Genomic DNA, 14,677 nt, shown 5'->3' with positions numbered 1-14,677 from the left:
AATGCCTAAAGACACATCAATAAAATCAGTTTTAATAATAGGTTCAGGACCTATTGTTATTGGTCAAGCTTGCGAATTCGATTATGCAGGATCTCAATCTGCACGCTCGATTCGTGAAGAAGGAATTGAAGTTATTTTGATAAACTCAAATCCAGCAACTATTATGACCGACCCAACTATGGCCGATCATGTATATTTGAAACCATTAACTACAAAATCGATTATTGAAATTCTAAAAGCGCATCCACAAATTGATGCTGTTTTGCCTACAATGGGAGGACAGACAGCTTTGAACTTGTGCTTAGAAGCTGAAGAAAAAGGAATATGGCAAGATTTTGGAGTAAAATTAATTGGAGTTGATGTAAACGCAATTAATATTACCGAAGACAGAGAGCAGTTTAAACAGCTTTTAGAAAGAATAAATGTGCCAACTGCACCGGCAAAAACAGCTACTTCTTACTTAGAAGGAAAAGAAATTGCTCAAGAATTTGGTTTCCCTCTTGTAATTCGTCCTTCATTTACACTTGGAGGAACTGGAGCCGCAATTGTTTACAAAAAAGAAGATTTTGATGAGCTTTTAACCCGCGGACTTGAAGCTTCTCCAATTCACGAAGTTTTAATTGATAAAGCTTTAATGGGATGGAAAGAGTACGAGTTAGAACTTTTAAGAGATAAAAATGATAATGTTGTGATCATCTGTTCGATCGAAAATATGGATCCAATGGGAATTCATACCGGAGATTCGATCACTGTTGCACCTGCAATGACATTATCTGATTCAACTTTCCAAAAATTACGTGACTACGCCATCTTGATGATGCGCAGTATCGGAAATTTTGCGGGAGGATGTAACGTACAATTCGCAGTTTCGCCAGACGAAAAAGAAGATATCGTAGCGATCGAGATTAATCCTCGTGTATCTCGTTCATCTGCTTTAGCATCAAAAGCAACGGGTTATCCAATTGCTAAAATTGCTTCTAAGCTGGCTTTAGGATATAATCTTGATGAATTGCAAAACCAAATTACAAAATCGACTTCGGCTCTTTTTGAACCGACTTTGGATTATGTAATCGTGAAAATACCACGTTGGAACTTCGATAAATTTGAAGGTGCTGACAGAACTTTAGGACTTCAAATGAAATCTGTTGGTGAAGTAATGGGAATTGGGCGTTCGTTCCAAGAAGCTTTACACAAAGCAACTCAATCTTTAGAAATTAAAAGAAACGGTTTAGGAGCTGACGGAAAAGGATATAAAAACTACGAACAAATTATCGAGAAACTAACTTTTGCAAGCTGGGATCGTGTTTTTGTAATTTATGATGCAATTGCAATGGGAATTCCGTTGAGCCGTATTCATGAAATTACAAAAATTGATATGTGGTTCTTAAAACAATACGAAGAACTTTATACTTTAGAGAAAGAAATTTCGAACTATAAAATATCTAATCTTCCAAAAGAACTTTTGCTTGAAGCGAAACAAAAAGGTTTTGCAGACAGACAAATTGCTCACATGATGAATTGTTTAGAAAGTGAAGTACACACTTTACGTATGGATCAAAACATAAATCGTGTGTTTAAATTGGTTGACACTTGTGCTGCGGAGTTTAAAGCAAAAACGCCTTATTACTACTCCACTTTTGAAGCTGAAATCGAAAAAGCAAACGGCGAACGTTATGTAGATAACGAAAGCATTGTAACAGATAAAAAGAAAATTATTGTTCTAGGTTCTGGACCAAACAGAATTGGACAAGGAATTGAATTCGATTATTCTTGTGTACACGGAGTTTTGGCAGCAAAAGAATGTGGTTACGAAACGATCATGATCAACTGTAACCCTGAAACGGTTTCGACAGATTTTGATACAGCTGATAAATTATACTTCGAGCCGGTTTTCTGGGAGCATATTTACGACATCATTCAGCATGAAAAACCAGAAGGTGTTATTGTTCAGTTAGGTGGACAAACAGCTTTAAAATTAGCTGAAAAATTATCTAAATACGGAGTAAAAATCATCGGAACTAGTTTTGATGCACTTGACTTGGCAGAAGACAGAGGTCGTTTCTCTGATTTATTGAGAGAACTTCATATTCCTTTCCCACAATTTGGAATTGCTGAAACGGCTGATGAAGCTTCTGCACTTGCAGATACTTTAGATTTTCCATTATTGATTCGTCCTTCTTATGTATTAGGAGGTCAGGGAATGAAAATTGTAATCAACAAAAAAGAATTAGAAGAACACGTTATCAATTTATTGAAAACGATTCCAGGAAATAAATTGCTTTTAGATCATTATTTAGCCGGAGCAATCGAAGCAGAAGCAGATGCCATTTGTGATGCTGATGGTAATGTTTACATCATCGGGATTATGGAGCATATCGAACCTTGCGGAGTTCACTCTGGAGATAGCAACGCTACTTTGCCTCCTTTTAACTTAGGAGAATTTGTAATGCAGCAGATAAAAGATCATACTTATAAAATTGCAAGAGCGCTGAAAACAGTTGGTTTAATCAACATTCAGTTTGCGATAAAAGATGATACAGTTTATATTATCGAAGCAAATCCTAGAGCTTCTAGAACGGTTCCGTTTATTGCAAAAGCTTACGGAGAGCCTTATGTAAATTATGCAACGAAAGTAATGTTAGGTCACAATAAAGTAACGGATTTTGATTTTAACCCGCAATTGAAAGGTTATGCGATTAAGCAGCCGGTTTTCTCTTTCAGTAAATTCCATAATGTAAACAAAGCATTAGGACCAGAAATGAAATCGACAGGAGAAAGCATCTTGTTTATTGATGATTTAAAAGACGATCAATTTTACGAATTGTACTCTAGAAGAAAAATGTATTTGAGTAAATAATCTCAAATTCTAATATAAAAAAAGCTCCAATTAATTGGAGCTTTTTTAGTTTAATCAATTTGGAAGTTATTCTTGTTTATTATAATTTTAATGTATTAATTTATTTGTATTTAGAAAAAATTCCTGAATCAGTAGCTGTCCAAAAACAGCATTTTTGTCCGCTTGCTTTTAGGCCACTGTTGGCCCAGCTATTACAAGTATGAAATAAACTGTAACTTCCATTAGCTTCATAAAAAGCATCTGTTTTTCCGTAGACGGCATCTGTTTTTATGTTTAAAAAATTACCTGAAGCATCTTTTTGAAAACTGTCATTTATGTATTGTATCAGACGATTGTACTGGTCCTTGCTGATCATCATTTTTTTGCAGTCTTCGCCTTCTCTTAAACTTTTGTAGTAAGTTGCATGAATCGCTGTTGTGCTTAAACCAGACGCAGCTTTAAAAGCAACCGAAGCTTTTAAGTCAGACCATTCAGGTGTTTCTAAATAAAAACCTTTATCGCCCCAACCCATTGCAATATATTTATAAGTAGAATCGGCTGTTTTTGTGTTTTCGAATTTTACTTTCTGGCTCCAGTCAATTTGGTCGTTTTTGGTTGGCATTACAATATCGGTGTGAACGCCATTTGTTAGAATGTATAGTTCAATTTCAGGTTTGGTATTGGGTTCTTGATCGATTGTGATTTTAGAAAGGGAGAATGCTGCAACTAGGTAAATTAAAATAAATCCAATGAAGATTAGAACTATTTTAAGCGCAATTTTTAATGCTTTTTTCAATGATTGTAATTTTAAGTTTTTCGGGTTAATAGCGTATCAAATTTTAAATTTCAATAAAAAAGTTTATTTGATTCTTTACAAATATAATTAAATTCGGTTCAGATCAAAATAAATATGAATATCTGTTATTCAGTAAAATCTTTCAAATAATTATAAGAAAAAAGCCCCAAATATTGGGGCTTTTTCTTTTTAAAGTAAGCAAAGATGTATTATTTAACCAATTGCTGCAATGGCTTTAATTGTTCCATGTCTATTTTAGATTGCTTTAAAACAGTCATTAACGTCATAATGTTATTGGGATTCATGTTTTTTCCTAAAACGCGAACAACTGCAAAACCGTTTTCTTTTCTGTTGGCAAAAACTACAAACTCTTCGATGTTTTCATCAGTGCCAACATAACTTATCGAGGCGCCGTCTTTTCCAGAACCAACTTTCATTAATTCCTGATACTTTGGATCTTTTAATATTGCTTTGACTTTTGCGCGTTCTGTTTCAAATTGAGCCTGATTTTTATCGTTTGCTTTAAAAGCCAGAATGTTCATTTTGTCAAATGATTTCAATGCTTCATTTTGCTCTGCTGACAGTTTTGCTTTATCTAAATTTAAAATATCAGACGAAACATCAAGTGCAATAAAATCCTTTTTTTCGGTATTTTCTACAAAATACTTTTGCAATGAAGGTTCAGAATTACAACTAACTAAAGTTAGTAGTACTATAATGGCTGAGGTAAAAACGTTTGCTTTCATGTTATCTTTTGCCTTTTGAGGCTTTTTTTAGGTCAGTACCGCCAGGAAGCTGCATTTTGTCTGTAAGTACTGAAATTTCATTTAAATCAAAATTACCAGTTAGAGAAAGCAAAACGGTTTCGTCGTTTTTTGCACCTTCAACAAACATCAGTAATTCTTTTATTTGTGTATCTGTAGCGCCTGATTTTACTAATATTTTTACATTTTTGCCACCGTCGTTTACTCGCATTAATTCTTCTAAACCTGCTGTTTTAATGTATTTTTCAGCAGAAGCTTTCATGTCAGCTTCGATTTTGGCATTCTTAGTTGTAAATACTTTTAAGTAATCTAATTTTTTAATAAGATTGATGTATTGCTGTGTTTCTTTATCCGAAGCATCAACTTTTACTTTGCTCATTAAATCGAACATTTTTTTGTTTACAATTACTGATGTTACGTCATCTTGACCATCAAATTTGTCAAACGCACCTTGTGCATAAAATGAATGTGTGAAAAAGGCGAAAACTAATGTTATGATGAAATTTTTCATTTTTGATTGAATTTAATTACTGTTTAAAAATTTTGTTTTTTGATTGTTCATATTCTTGAATGTATTGTACACTTTCAATACCTACATTCACATTGTTTGACAATAGAGCCAAAGCTTTTTGCGTTGCTGCAAGGGCTTCTTCAGGATTGTCATAGGTTCCTAATTCTGATTGCGCTACAGGCTGAGCTGCAGGTTTTTCGCTAGCAAAGAAATAAGTTCCAATTCCGAGTAAAACAACTATTGAAGCTGCAATCGATAACCACGCCACATTTCGTTTCTTGTCCCGAGACTTCGGGAGTGGGATTTCCTGCATCGATTTTTGTTGTTTTACTTGAGAGAAATAACCAAACATTGGTTTGTATTGCTCTAAATGCTGCGCAACATTTGATGAAGAAAAGTATTCTTTTAATTGGTTTTCTTCTGCAATAGTAGTTTCTCCCTGAAAGTATTTTTCTAATATATTTTCTATTTTATCTAATTCCATAACTGTGTGTATTAACCATTGATTCTCTTATTTTTTTTCTCGCTCTCGAAAGTGCTACCCGAATAGCAGTTTCATTCATGTTGACAATTTTCGCAATTTCATCAAATTCATATTGCTCAACATCTCGAAGCTGAATTAATATTTGAAGCTGTTCGGGCAACTGACTTATAATTTTTTCTACCCAATCAAGACTATCAGCATCTTCTAATTTTTTATCTAATTGCGGTTCGCGGTCGGTATAATTATTATGAACTATTTTTAGATTTCCGGCTCTTTTCGATTTTAACTGATCCAGACAATAATTTTTGGTCATTGTCATTGCTACTGCTTCAATATTATTATAAGCGTCTAAATTGTCTTTTTTGTTCCATAATTTTACCATTACTTCCTGAGTGGCATCTTCTGCTTCCTCAGTACTTGTGAGTAATCGTTTTGCAAGACGAAAAACTTTGTCTTTAAAAGGATTAATCAATTCTATAAACACAACTTGATTCATAATTGGTTATTTGTTGGTTTTTGGTTGGTTATAAGTTTTTCCTAATTATTATGATCAATGTTTTTAAGAACATTTTACGGTTCTTTTTATTTTTAAATCAAAATGTATAAGTGAGCTTATATAATCAAGACGAGGCACTATTATTTTTGTTACAAGCAATTTAAAAGTTTTTTTAGAAAAATTTCTATAAACTTACAGCAGTTAAAACTAAAGGTGTTATTTTTACGTTAATACTTATACTGAAACCTACATATATGAAAACAATATTAAAGAGTTTATTACTAATTTTCCTGCTGGCTTTTTCTTTGCAGTCATGTGAAGATCAGGATGATGTTGAATCTCCATCAGATTTGCAGGTAAATGATTTTATCTGGAAAGGATTAAATCAGTTTTATTTATGGCAGCCGGATGTTGCTAATTTAGCTGATAACCGTTTTGCAACACAAGATGCACTTAATTCTTTTTTAAGAGGATATTCTAAACCAGAAGATTTATTTCAGGATTTATTAAATAAACCGATCAGTAAATTTCCTAAAGGACAAGCTGTTGATCGTTTTAGCTGGATTGTTGACGATTATACGGTTTTAGAACAAGAACTTCAAGGTACAAGCAAAAACGACGGAGTTGACTTTAGATTGAGTTATAAGCCAGGAAGTACAACAGATCTGGTTGGTTTTGTACGTTATATTATTCCGAATTCTGATGCATCAACAAAAGATATCAAGCGCGGAGATTTATTTACAGGAGTAAACGGTACACAGCTTACAGTTTCTAACTATCAATCACTTTTAAATGCCGATAGTTATACCTTAAATATGGCTACTTATAACGGAAGTACTGTTGCCACAAATGGCAAAACAGTTGCTTTAGTGAAAACAACTTTAGATGAAAATCCAATTCTAATTAATAAATTGATAGTTTCTGGAGGTCATAAAATTGGTTATTTAATGTATAACGGATTTTATCCAAATTATGATGCACAGCTGAACAGCGCTTTTGGAGCATTAAAAGCAGAAGGAATTACTGATTTTGTTTTGGATTTAAGATATAATGGCGGAGGTTCTATACAAACATCAGCGCGATTGGCCAGTATGATTACAGGTCAATTTACAGATAAGATTTTTGCAAAAGAAAAATGGAATCCAAAAGTAAATGAATATTATGAAAGTGAAGATCCAGAATCATTAAAAGTTAAATTTGTAGACAAAATTGATGGCGCTGCAATCAATAGTTTAAATTTAACTAAAATATATATTCTTACTACAGACGGAACTGCATCTGCAAGTGAATTGGTTATCAACGGACTTGCTCCTTATATTAGCGTAGTTCAAATAGGAGAGACGACAGTTGGAAAAAATGTAGGTTCAGTTACTTTATATGATTCTCCGTCTTTTGGAAAAACAAATAGAAATCCGAATCATAAATATGCGATGCAGCCATTAGTTTTAAAAATTGTTAATGCATCAGATTTTGGTGAATATACTGATGGATTAAAGCCAACTTATGAGCAATTGGAGTATATTACAAATATGGGTGTTTTAGGTGATGCTTCAGAACCGCTATTGAATCTTGCGATTTCAAAAATTACAGGAGCAACAGCCAAAAAAATACAACAAGACAGAAAAGAAGCTTTGACAACTTTTACAAATGCTAAAGCGATCAACGGAATAAGAAATCAAATGTATCTTGAAAAAGCGCCGGAAGGACTTTTAAAGGCATTAAAATAATAACGATAAAAAATAAAAAAGGCTTTCAGAAATGAAAGCCTTTTTTTAAATTCCAAAAACTAATTTAAAAATGGGTAATAATATTAATTGAAATAAAAACCGTTTGGACCCACGCCAACAGTTAATTCTTTTTGTAATGTTCCGCTTAAGTTATAGATATACGCTTTGCTGTTTGAGCCAAAATCACCTCCGTCAGCAATAAAAATTTTATCTTTGTTTACTGCAAAACCATAAATAGATCCATCCGCAGAAAGGGCAGCAGTTAAAATAGGTGTTGTTGAGGCAGCAGTTGCAGTAGTGCTGATTGCATAAACTGATTTATCAACAGTGTAATATGCCTTGTCATTATAAATATCTAAATATCCAGCGCCGTCTAAAGCTTCTGGAAAAGTAATTTTAGTAGTCGATTTATCAGAAAGTTTCACTTTTACAATTTCACTTCTCTCTCCATAAGTCGATCTTAAAATATATAAAAGACCATCTTTCACTTCCATAGTGTTAGCTCCATAACCAAGAGTTAGTGGTGTCTCTAGTGCTTTTGTTGCCGGATTTACTATTAATAATTTATCGTTGTTATATTGCTCCGTAATATATAATTTGCCATTTTCCAAAAGGATTCTGTCACCAGTCGCATTCAATGCAATTTTAGATTCTACTGTATTTGTCGCCAAGTCAATAACTGCAATATAATCATCAGTATTTCCAGTTGCTGGGTTGATATAATAATAGGTATTTGCATTTGTTACATATGCTTTTCCGTCTTTTACAACTCCGTATCTTGGGTTTGCTAATCCAGTTTCTACTTTTGCAATTAATTTAAAAGTATATCTGTCTACAACGTTGATTACATTTGATCCTCCAGCAATGATATATGCTTTATCTCCATCAAAAAAGATGTTTTGAAGATATACACCAGCAAAATCACCAGCGTTTGCAGTTTTATAAATATCTGCTGTGAAATTTGCTAGATCATCACTTGCAAAAGAAACTGACCCGCCATCAGAATTCCCTTCGTTTAAAATGAAAAATCCATTATCATAAACTCCTTTAGGATCATTATCATCGTCGTTAGAACAAGAAACAAAAAGCGATACGCTTAGTGCTAATAAAAATAATCTAGTTAACTTCATTATATTAAAATTTAAGGTTTAAGTACATATTAAAATTTCTTCCAGGCATTGGTCTGTTTTCCAAGCTTTCATAATTTTCGTTCCAAAGATTTAAAACCTGAAAGCCTAATTTGAAAGAGCTTAAAAATTTAAAATCATAATCGATTCCGATGTTTGAGACCGTATAAGCGTTTACAATTTTGTTTGGGTCGTTATCTGATTGTGTGTAAACAAAACCATTATATAAAAATTGATAATAAGCCGAAATTTTATTTCTAGAATACGAAATGGCAGCGGTCGCTTTATGAAACGGAACAAAGAAAAGCTGTTTTCCTGTTTCAATATCTTTAGAAACCGTGTAGGCGTAGGTTGCATTAGCTGCAAAATAATTTTTGCCGTATTGTTTTTTCCAGCTTAATAAAGTTTCAGTTCCGTAAGTATTGACCTTATCTGTATTTTGAGGAGTCCAGATTCCGTTACTTCCAGGAACCCATCTTAATAAATCATTAATTTTGATGTAGTAAAAAGTCTGAGTAAGAGAGATATTGCTAAAAGTAAAAACGTTTCCAATTTCTGCCTGATATGAACTTTCAGGTTTTAAATCCGGATTACCGCCTTCTTCCCAATACAAATCATTGAAGGTTGGAATTCTGAAATTTCGAGACAAATTCAATTTTAACTTGTATAATTTCCCGAATTGATAAGAAGATCCCAAAGAAAATAAAACTGGTGATTTATAATTGTCTGTGAATTCTTTTCTAACACCAAATTCATTTTTCCAATCGGCAGAAAAATCTTGTTTTACTAGTAAGGCAGCAGAACTGATTTCTCTGGTATTATTTCCAAAACCGCTTCCATAGCCTTTTGTTTTGTTGTAATCTACAATTCCGTTTATTTGAGTCGATTTAAAAAGCGTATATCCTAAATCTGCTTTTGTAATAAGACTTTCAGTTTTTCCGTAAGTATATTGATTGGTCGAATTATCCGCGTAATATTGGTAATTTTCGAAGATATAAGCGGTCTTGAAATTAGCAGTAAGTTTGCCGAAATTTCCATCATATTCTAATAGGTTTCTATTAAAACCGTTGATGTATTTGCTTTTGGTTTCTGTTTCCGTAATTAAAGACGTATTTCGGTCTGTGTTTGATGTTTGACTGTATAATTTCACACTGTTTTTTGCATCAAATTTATAACCCACATTCGCACTCATCGTAATAACATCGTATTGACCGTTTTGGTTCCAGCGCTGTTCGCCCTTCCAAGTATATCGGTTTAAGTATTTATAATCGTTGGTCGAACTGTTTTTTGAAAAACCAATTTGTGCGCTCCATTTTTCATTCGAAATATTGGTCTTGTAATTAATTCCGATTGTGTTGAAACTTCCGTAATCCAGTTTTAAATTATTCTCGAAACGATTATAAAACGCCAAATCGTTATTTAAATGAACAGTTCCTCCAATTGCACCGCTTCCATAAATTATGCCTCCTCCTCCGGCTTTTACACTTACAGAATTATAGTCAGTACTTGAAATAGTATTAAAATCAGTACTTCCGTTCATTTGAGAATTAATGTTGATTCCGTTCCAGATTACGGCAGTCTGTGAAGAAGTTGTTCCCCTAAAAGCAACCGTAGAAAGCATGCCTCGACCGTATTCTTTAAAATAAATAGTAGAATTGAAGTTTAGCAAATCAGTTAATAAAGCCTCGTTTTTATTGATTATCGAATCATTGAGTTTTAAAACCGATTGTGAATTGGAGTATTTTTTTAGATTTTTATCAGAAACGACAACTTCTTTAAGACTGGTAATAGAGTCCTTCTGCGCCGATATAATCTGGCACAATAACAGCAAACAAAAAGCAAAACGTTTTTTTAAAGTCATAATTTCTACACTCTTTTTCCCGAGAGTTCGATATTTGTTATAAAGGCAGGTCTCCTGGCTCGCGTTTTGTTGTTTACCTTCCCATTCGCCGGAGCGGACAGTGGTTTGTAGCTAACAACAAACATTCTTTTCAGAACTAAGCTTACAGTTGCGGGTACAGCTCAAGATTTTACTTGATTCCCTTTTAATGTATTTTAAAATAAAACACAACCTTAATTGGCTACAAAGATAAAGTTAAAATTACCAAATTTTCAAATTTGTTTTATTTTTTCAATCAAATTCTAAACAAAATAGCTGTTAGATCTCTATTTTTATGACCTGACCAAAATCTACTTTATTTTTAAAAGCGTCTTTTAATGGCAATAAACTTTGATGGCATAAGATACTTCTGACAACGCCGGCATGCGCAACAATAATAATTGGCTTTGTTTCTTCTTTTGAAATTTGTTTGGATAGAAAATCTCCAGTTCTTTGATGTAAGTCTACGAATGATTCTCCATTAGAAACTTGAATATTGACAAAATCTTCCATCCATGGATTTAGTTGCTCGGGCGGAATATCGTTCCAGTTTTTCATTTCCCAATCTCCAAAATTCATTTCCATTAAGCGTTTATCTTCCTGATAAGAAATGATTTTTATTTTGTTTTGAATATGTTGCGCTAAAATTGTACATCGTTTTAAGGGACTTGAAAAAAGAATAGCTTCTGAAGGTAATTGCGAAATAATATTTTGAAAAACTGATTCAAATGGTTCGGCCAGATTTACATCTGATTGTCCGTAGCAAATTCCCTTTTCGCAAATCGTTTCGGTGTGGCGAACTAAATAAATTTCCATATAAAAAGAAAGCTTAAATAATAAACAACTTCGCAGACTTGTTGGGTTGCGCCTAAACAGTCTCCGGTATAGCCATCAATCCATTTCTGGAAATAACGTGCCAAAAAATAACGGGTTACAAAAACCGGAATTAAGAGAAACAAGAATTTGTATTGAAAATAAGAAAGAGCTAAGACAGGCAATAATCCAAAGAAAAAAGCACCCAAAACTTCTTTCCAACTATGCTTTTTAGCAATTGGTTTGCTTTTGCTAGTCGCATCATCACGAGAATATTCATGTGTAAAAACAATAGAAATGGCTGCCAGACGGCTCAAAGCATGGGCTGAAATAAATAAAAGAAATATCTTAACAAGTCCGCTATAGCTTTCGATTTGAAAAATAGAAATCGATTCTGAAAGCAATTTGAATTTTAATAAAAACAGCAAAACTAATCCAATTGCTCCGTACGCACCAATTGCGCTGTCTTTCATAATTATTAATATTTTTTCTTTGGTCCAGCCTCCGCCAAAACCATCACAGACATCGGCAAAACCATCTTCATGAAAAGCACCTGTTGTTAGGATAGAAGCAATTATAGCTAAAATAACAGCAATTTCAACAGATAAAAATTGAGCAAAAATGTAAAAAGCCAAAAAAGAAATACTCCCCACAATCCAGCCAATTAAAGGGAAATAACGTGTCGCTTTATTTAAATAATCAGGATTGTGATCGATGTTTTTTGGACATGGAATTCGAGTGTAAAACATTAGGCAAGTGAAGAAAATATGTAGTTCTTTTTTCATTATAACTTTGATTGTATTATTTGGCTAAAGCCATTTTATTGTAAATTTATTTTCCAACATCTAAAGATGTTGCCTATTCAAATTTCAAGAGCGTATAATTGTGGAATATAATAATAACGTTTTTTTGAATAGCCCCCAGATTTATCTGGGGTTTAAAATTATGATTAGAATTGGCTTTAGCCAAATTCTATTAATTTTTTTGAAACCCAAATTTTTTAATAATCTCATCATACTCTTCCTGAAAAGCTTTTTTCTTATGATGAATTTCTTGGTTTTTAATATAATCTCTAACTTTATCTACCAGCGATTCTGAAACTGAAACCGCAAAATATTCATCTTGCCATCCAAATTTTTCTTTTGTCATTTTATTTTTATTAATCCAAAATGAAGATTCGCCTTTAATTAATTTTATAATTGTTTTTATATTTTGATCTACACTTAGAGAGATTAAACAATGGCAATGATCAGAATATCCATTTATAAAATCAATATAAATTTCTTTTTGTTTTGCATTTTCTTTTATATGATTCCAAACTTTTTGACGTAATTCAAAAGTGTCTAAAAAAGGAAATCTGTTCTTTGTACTCCAAACAAAATGAATGTATATTTTTACGAACGGCATATTTATGGTCTTTTTCTTACTTAACGAAGAAAAAACACTTTAATTATTTATTACTAACCCCAGCGCTTTCAAAACTCGCCATTTCATTCAAAAAGAGTTCTGCCGATTTTAAAATCGGAAAAGCAATTGCGCAGCCCGTTCCTTCGCCCAAACGCAAATCGAGATTCAAAATTGGTTTTGCATTTAAATAATCTAATAATTTTTGATGTGCCTTTTCAGCAGAACAATGGCAAAAAACAGCATTTTTTATGATATGGGGATTAATTTTTGACGCAATTAAAAAAGCCACAGAACAAATAAAACCATCAACTAAAATAATCATTTTATGATCGAAAGCTGTCAGCATACCGCTGGCCATTTGTATGATTTCGAAACCGCCAAAATAGGCGAGCAGTTGTTTTAATTCGGCTTGACCGGAATAATTTTCAATTGCTTTTTTCAGAAGATTTTGCTTTTGAATTAATTTTTCATCTGCAACTCCTGTTCCTTTTCCGATACATTCTTCTATAGGAAAACCTGTCAGCAAACTCATCAATACAGAGGCTGTTGAAGTGTTTCCGATTCCCATTTCTCCAAAACCAATACAATTTGAGCCTTTTTCAGCAATAGATGAAACAATCGATTTTCCTTTTTCAAAACACAATTGCAATTCGGTTTCAGTCATTGCGGGTGCATGCAAAAACGATTGTGTTCCTTTGGCAATTTTAGCATGAATCAATTTTGTATTTGTTGGAAAATCATAATTCACACCCGAATCGACAATAGATAAAGTAATGTTATTTTGATTGCAAAAAACATTTATTGCCGCGCCGCCTTCGAGGAAATTCCCAACCATTTGTCGCGTAACATCTTGCGGATATGCACTTACACCGTGATTTGCAATTCCGTGATCTGCTGCGAAAACTATAATATTAGGATTTGTTATTTTTGGATTTAAAGTTTCAAAAACAGTTGCCATTTGAAAAGCCAAAGTTTCTAAAGTTCCTAAGGCGCCAATAGGTTTTGTTTTAGAATCTATTTTTTCTTGTAAAAGGGCATTAAATTCAGACCGACTTTCCTGTTTTCTTGATTGGTTTTGTACAAATTCAGAAACAGTAGATTCGGTTATATTTTGAATTTCTGTGCAAACAGGAGCTTCAGATTTTTGTTTCCAATGCAGTTGTTGGAGCATAGGCTGATTGTCGTAATTTATTGCGGGTTTTCCTATACAGAAATAACCCAAAGGTTCCATGTTTTCAGGTAAATCGAGGATTTTTTTAAATTGATGATAATTCAAAATCGAAACCCAGCCCATTCCGTAACCTTGCTCTGTCAGCGAAAGCCAAATATTTTGCGCAGCGCAAACTGAACTAAATTTTACTGCTTCGTTGCTTCCCACAGTTCCAATGGTAAATTGATTAAGAACCGATCGATCGTATGCAATAATAAGTCCGATAGGTGCTTCTTCAATCGCTTCTAATTTCAAAGATTTATAATGCTCTTTCTGTTCTGGATTATCGGTAAGTTCCTCGGCTTTTTTGTTATAATCAATAAATAGATTTTTAACTGCGGTTTTAACTTCTTTAGATTTAATGATATAATATCTCGTCGCATCTGTAAGTCCAACAGATGGTGCCCAATGTCCTGCCAGCAAAGCTTTTTCGATTACTTCGTCAGGAACTTCATCGGCAGTAAAATGTCTAGTGTCGCGGCGCGATTTTAATATATCCTCTAAATTCATTTAAATTCCTATTATTTTAAATTTCAAATTCCAACCATTAACAATTGTAAAATTAATTTCAATAAAGAATTTGAAAGTTTAAAAATTTAAGTAAAGATAAAGTATAGCTTTGGAATT

Annotated in this window: 13 protein-coding genes and 1 riboswitch; of the genes, 2 read left to right on the top strand and 11 right to left on the bottom strand. The window is 33.0% G+C overall.

Annotated features, from left to right (window positions below):
- Position 1 precedes the first annotated feature (1 nt).
- Positions 2 to 2,857 carry a carbamoyl-phosphate synthase large subunit gene (gene carB, locus IRZ83_RS09760; RefSeq protein WP_029272314.1) on the top strand — a complete coding sequence of 952 codons (2,856 nt, stop codon included), beginning with the start codon at positions 2 to 4 and terminating at the stop codon, positions 2,855 to 2,857.
- A gap of 100 nt (positions 2,858 to 2,957) precedes the next feature.
- Here the strand turns inward: carB and IRZ83_RS09755 are convergent, their stop codons facing one another.
- The 5 genes from IRZ83_RS09755 to IRZ83_RS09735 all read right to left on the bottom strand — a co-directional run bounded on the left by IRZ83_RS09755 (position 2,958) and on the right by IRZ83_RS09735 (position 5,887).
- Entirely contained in the window at positions 2,958 to 3,632 is a 675-nt protein-coding gene (locus tag IRZ83_RS09755; RefSeq protein ID WP_194568405.1) for a TIGR02117 family protein, read from the bottom strand.
- A gap of 209 nt (positions 3,633 to 3,841) precedes the next feature.
- Complete coding sequence (locus IRZ83_RS09750; RefSeq protein WP_194568403.1) at positions 3,842 to 4,378, bottom strand: DUF4252 domain-containing protein; 537 nt, start codon at positions 4,376 to 4,378, stop codon at positions 3,842 to 3,844.
- Position 4,379: 1 nt separating this feature from the next.
- The gene (locus IRZ83_RS09745) at positions 4,380 to 4,907 is read right to left on the bottom strand and encodes a DUF4252 domain-containing protein (RefSeq protein ID WP_029272317.1); all 528 of its coding nucleotides are present in this window, start codon (positions 4,905 to 4,907) and stop codon (positions 4,380 to 4,382) included.
- 16 nt (positions 4,908 to 4,923) lie between these two features.
- The gene (locus IRZ83_RS09740) at positions 4,924 to 5,391 is read right to left on the bottom strand and encodes a hypothetical protein (RefSeq protein ID WP_029272318.1); all 468 of its coding nucleotides are present in this window, start codon (positions 5,389 to 5,391) and stop codon (positions 4,924 to 4,926) included.
- Positions 5,378 to 5,887, bottom strand: coding sequence for an RNA polymerase sigma factor (locus tag IRZ83_RS09735; protein ID WP_029272319.1), 510 nt, complete (start codon positions 5,885 to 5,887; stop codon positions 5,378 to 5,380). Before IRZ83_RS09735 ends, IRZ83_RS09740 begins: the two co-directional genes overlap by 14 nt.
- A 254-nt stretch (positions 5,888 to 6,141) precedes the next feature.
- Between IRZ83_RS09735 and IRZ83_RS09730 the strand changes: the two genes are divergently transcribed.
- Positions 6,142 to 7,614 (top strand): S41 family peptidase, encoded by a 1,473-nt coding sequence (locus IRZ83_RS09730; protein WP_194568401.1) that lies wholly within the window; start codon positions 6,142 to 6,144, stop codon positions 7,612 to 7,614.
- 83 nt (positions 7,615 to 7,697) lie between these two features.
- Here IRZ83_RS09730 and IRZ83_RS09725 read toward each other — a convergent pair whose 3' ends face one another.
- From IRZ83_RS09725 to cobT, 6 genes are all read right to left on the bottom strand, one after another.
- Positions 7,698 to 8,744 carry a YncE family protein gene (locus IRZ83_RS09725; RefSeq protein WP_194568399.1) on the bottom strand — a complete coding sequence of 349 codons (1,047 nt, stop codon included), beginning with the start codon at positions 8,742 to 8,744 and terminating at the stop codon, positions 7,698 to 7,700.
- Between the two features lie 4 nt (positions 8,745 to 8,748).
- Complete coding sequence (locus IRZ83_RS09720) at positions 8,749 to 10,602, bottom strand: TonB-dependent receptor plug domain-containing protein (protein WP_194568397.1); 1,854 nt, start codon at positions 10,600 to 10,602, stop codon at positions 8,749 to 8,751.
- A 26-nt stretch (positions 10,603 to 10,628) separates the two neighbouring features.
- Positions 10,629 to 10,832: riboswitch (cobalamin riboswitch) on the bottom strand.
- Between the two features lie 67 nt (positions 10,833 to 10,899).
- Complete coding sequence (cobC, locus tag IRZ83_RS09715) at positions 10,900 to 11,436, bottom strand: alpha-ribazole phosphatase (protein WP_194568395.1); 537 nt, start codon at positions 11,434 to 11,436, stop codon at positions 10,900 to 10,902.
- Positions 11,421 to 12,218 carry an adenosylcobinamide-GDP ribazoletransferase gene (locus IRZ83_RS09710; RefSeq protein WP_194568393.1) on the bottom strand — a complete coding sequence of 266 codons (798 nt, stop codon included), beginning with the start codon at positions 12,216 to 12,218 and terminating at the stop codon, positions 11,421 to 11,423. The genes cobC and IRZ83_RS09710 overlap by 16 nt, the downstream gene beginning before the upstream one ends.
- A 190-nt stretch (positions 12,219 to 12,408) precedes the next feature.
- Positions 12,409 to 12,840, bottom strand: coding sequence for an IS200/IS605 family transposase (gene tnpA, locus IRZ83_RS09705; protein ID WP_194568391.1), 432 nt, complete (start codon positions 12,838 to 12,840; stop codon positions 12,409 to 12,411).
- Between the two features lie 43 nt (positions 12,841 to 12,883).
- Positions 12,884 to 14,560, bottom strand: a complete 1,677-nt coding sequence (gene cobT, locus IRZ83_RS09700) for a nicotinate-nucleotide--dimethylbenzimidazole phosphoribosyltransferase (RefSeq protein WP_194568389.1) — start codon at positions 14,558 to 14,560, stop codon at positions 12,884 to 12,886.
- Positions 14,561 to 14,677 lie beyond the last annotated feature (117 nt).

It is taken from the genome of Flavobacterium sp. JLP, assembly GCF_015350755.1.
In the GTDB taxonomy this organism is placed as follows: domain Bacteria; phylum Bacteroidota; class Bacteroidia; order Flavobacteriales; family Flavobacteriaceae; genus Flavobacterium.
This window is presented reverse-complemented; position numbering and strand designations above follow the sequence as displayed.

Bases quoted from the DNA above. Each gene is read 5' to 3' on its own strand.
- IRZ83_RS09735 (WP_029272319.1), bottom strand. From the start codon at position 5,887: ATGAATCAAGTTGTGTTTATAGAATTGATTAATCCTTTTAAAGACAAA.
- IRZ83_RS09725 (WP_194568399.1), bottom strand. From the start codon at position 8,744: ATGAAGTTAACTAGATTATTTTTATTAGCACTAAGCGTATCGCTTTTT.
- cobC (WP_194568395.1), bottom strand. From the start codon at position 11,436: ATGGAAATTTATTTAGTTCGCCACACCGAAACGATTTGCGAAAAGGGA.
- IRZ83_RS09720 (WP_194568397.1), bottom strand. From the start codon at position 10,602: ATGACTTTAAAAAAACGTTTTGCTTTTTGTTTGCTGTTATTGTGCCAG.
- carB (WP_029272314.1), top strand. From the start codon at position 2: ATGCCTAAAGACACATCAATAAAATCAGTTTTAATAATAGGTTCAGGA.
- IRZ83_RS09730 (WP_194568401.1), top strand. From the start codon at position 6,142: ATGAAAACAATATTAAAGAGTTTATTACTAATTTTCCTGCTGGCTTTT.
- IRZ83_RS09750 (WP_194568403.1), bottom strand. From the start codon at position 4,378: ATGAAAGCAAACGTTTTTACCTCAGCCATTATAGTACTACTAACTTTA.
- IRZ83_RS09740 (WP_029272318.1), bottom strand. From the start codon at position 5,391: ATGGAATTAGATAAAATAGAAAATATATTAGAAAAATACTTTCAGGGA.
- IRZ83_RS09710 (WP_194568393.1), bottom strand. From the start codon at position 12,218: ATGAAAAAAGAACTACATATTTTCTTCACTTGCCTAATGTTTTACACT.
- cobT (WP_194568389.1), bottom strand. From the start codon at position 14,560: ATGAATTTAGAGGATATATTAAAATCGCGCCGCGACACTAGACATTTT.
- IRZ83_RS09745 (WP_029272317.1), bottom strand. From the start codon at position 4,907: ATGAAAAATTTCATCATAACATTAGTTTTCGCCTTTTTCACACATTCA.
- tnpA (WP_194568391.1), bottom strand. From the start codon at position 12,840: ATGCCGTTCGTAAAAATATACATTCATTTTGTTTGGAGTACAAAGAAC.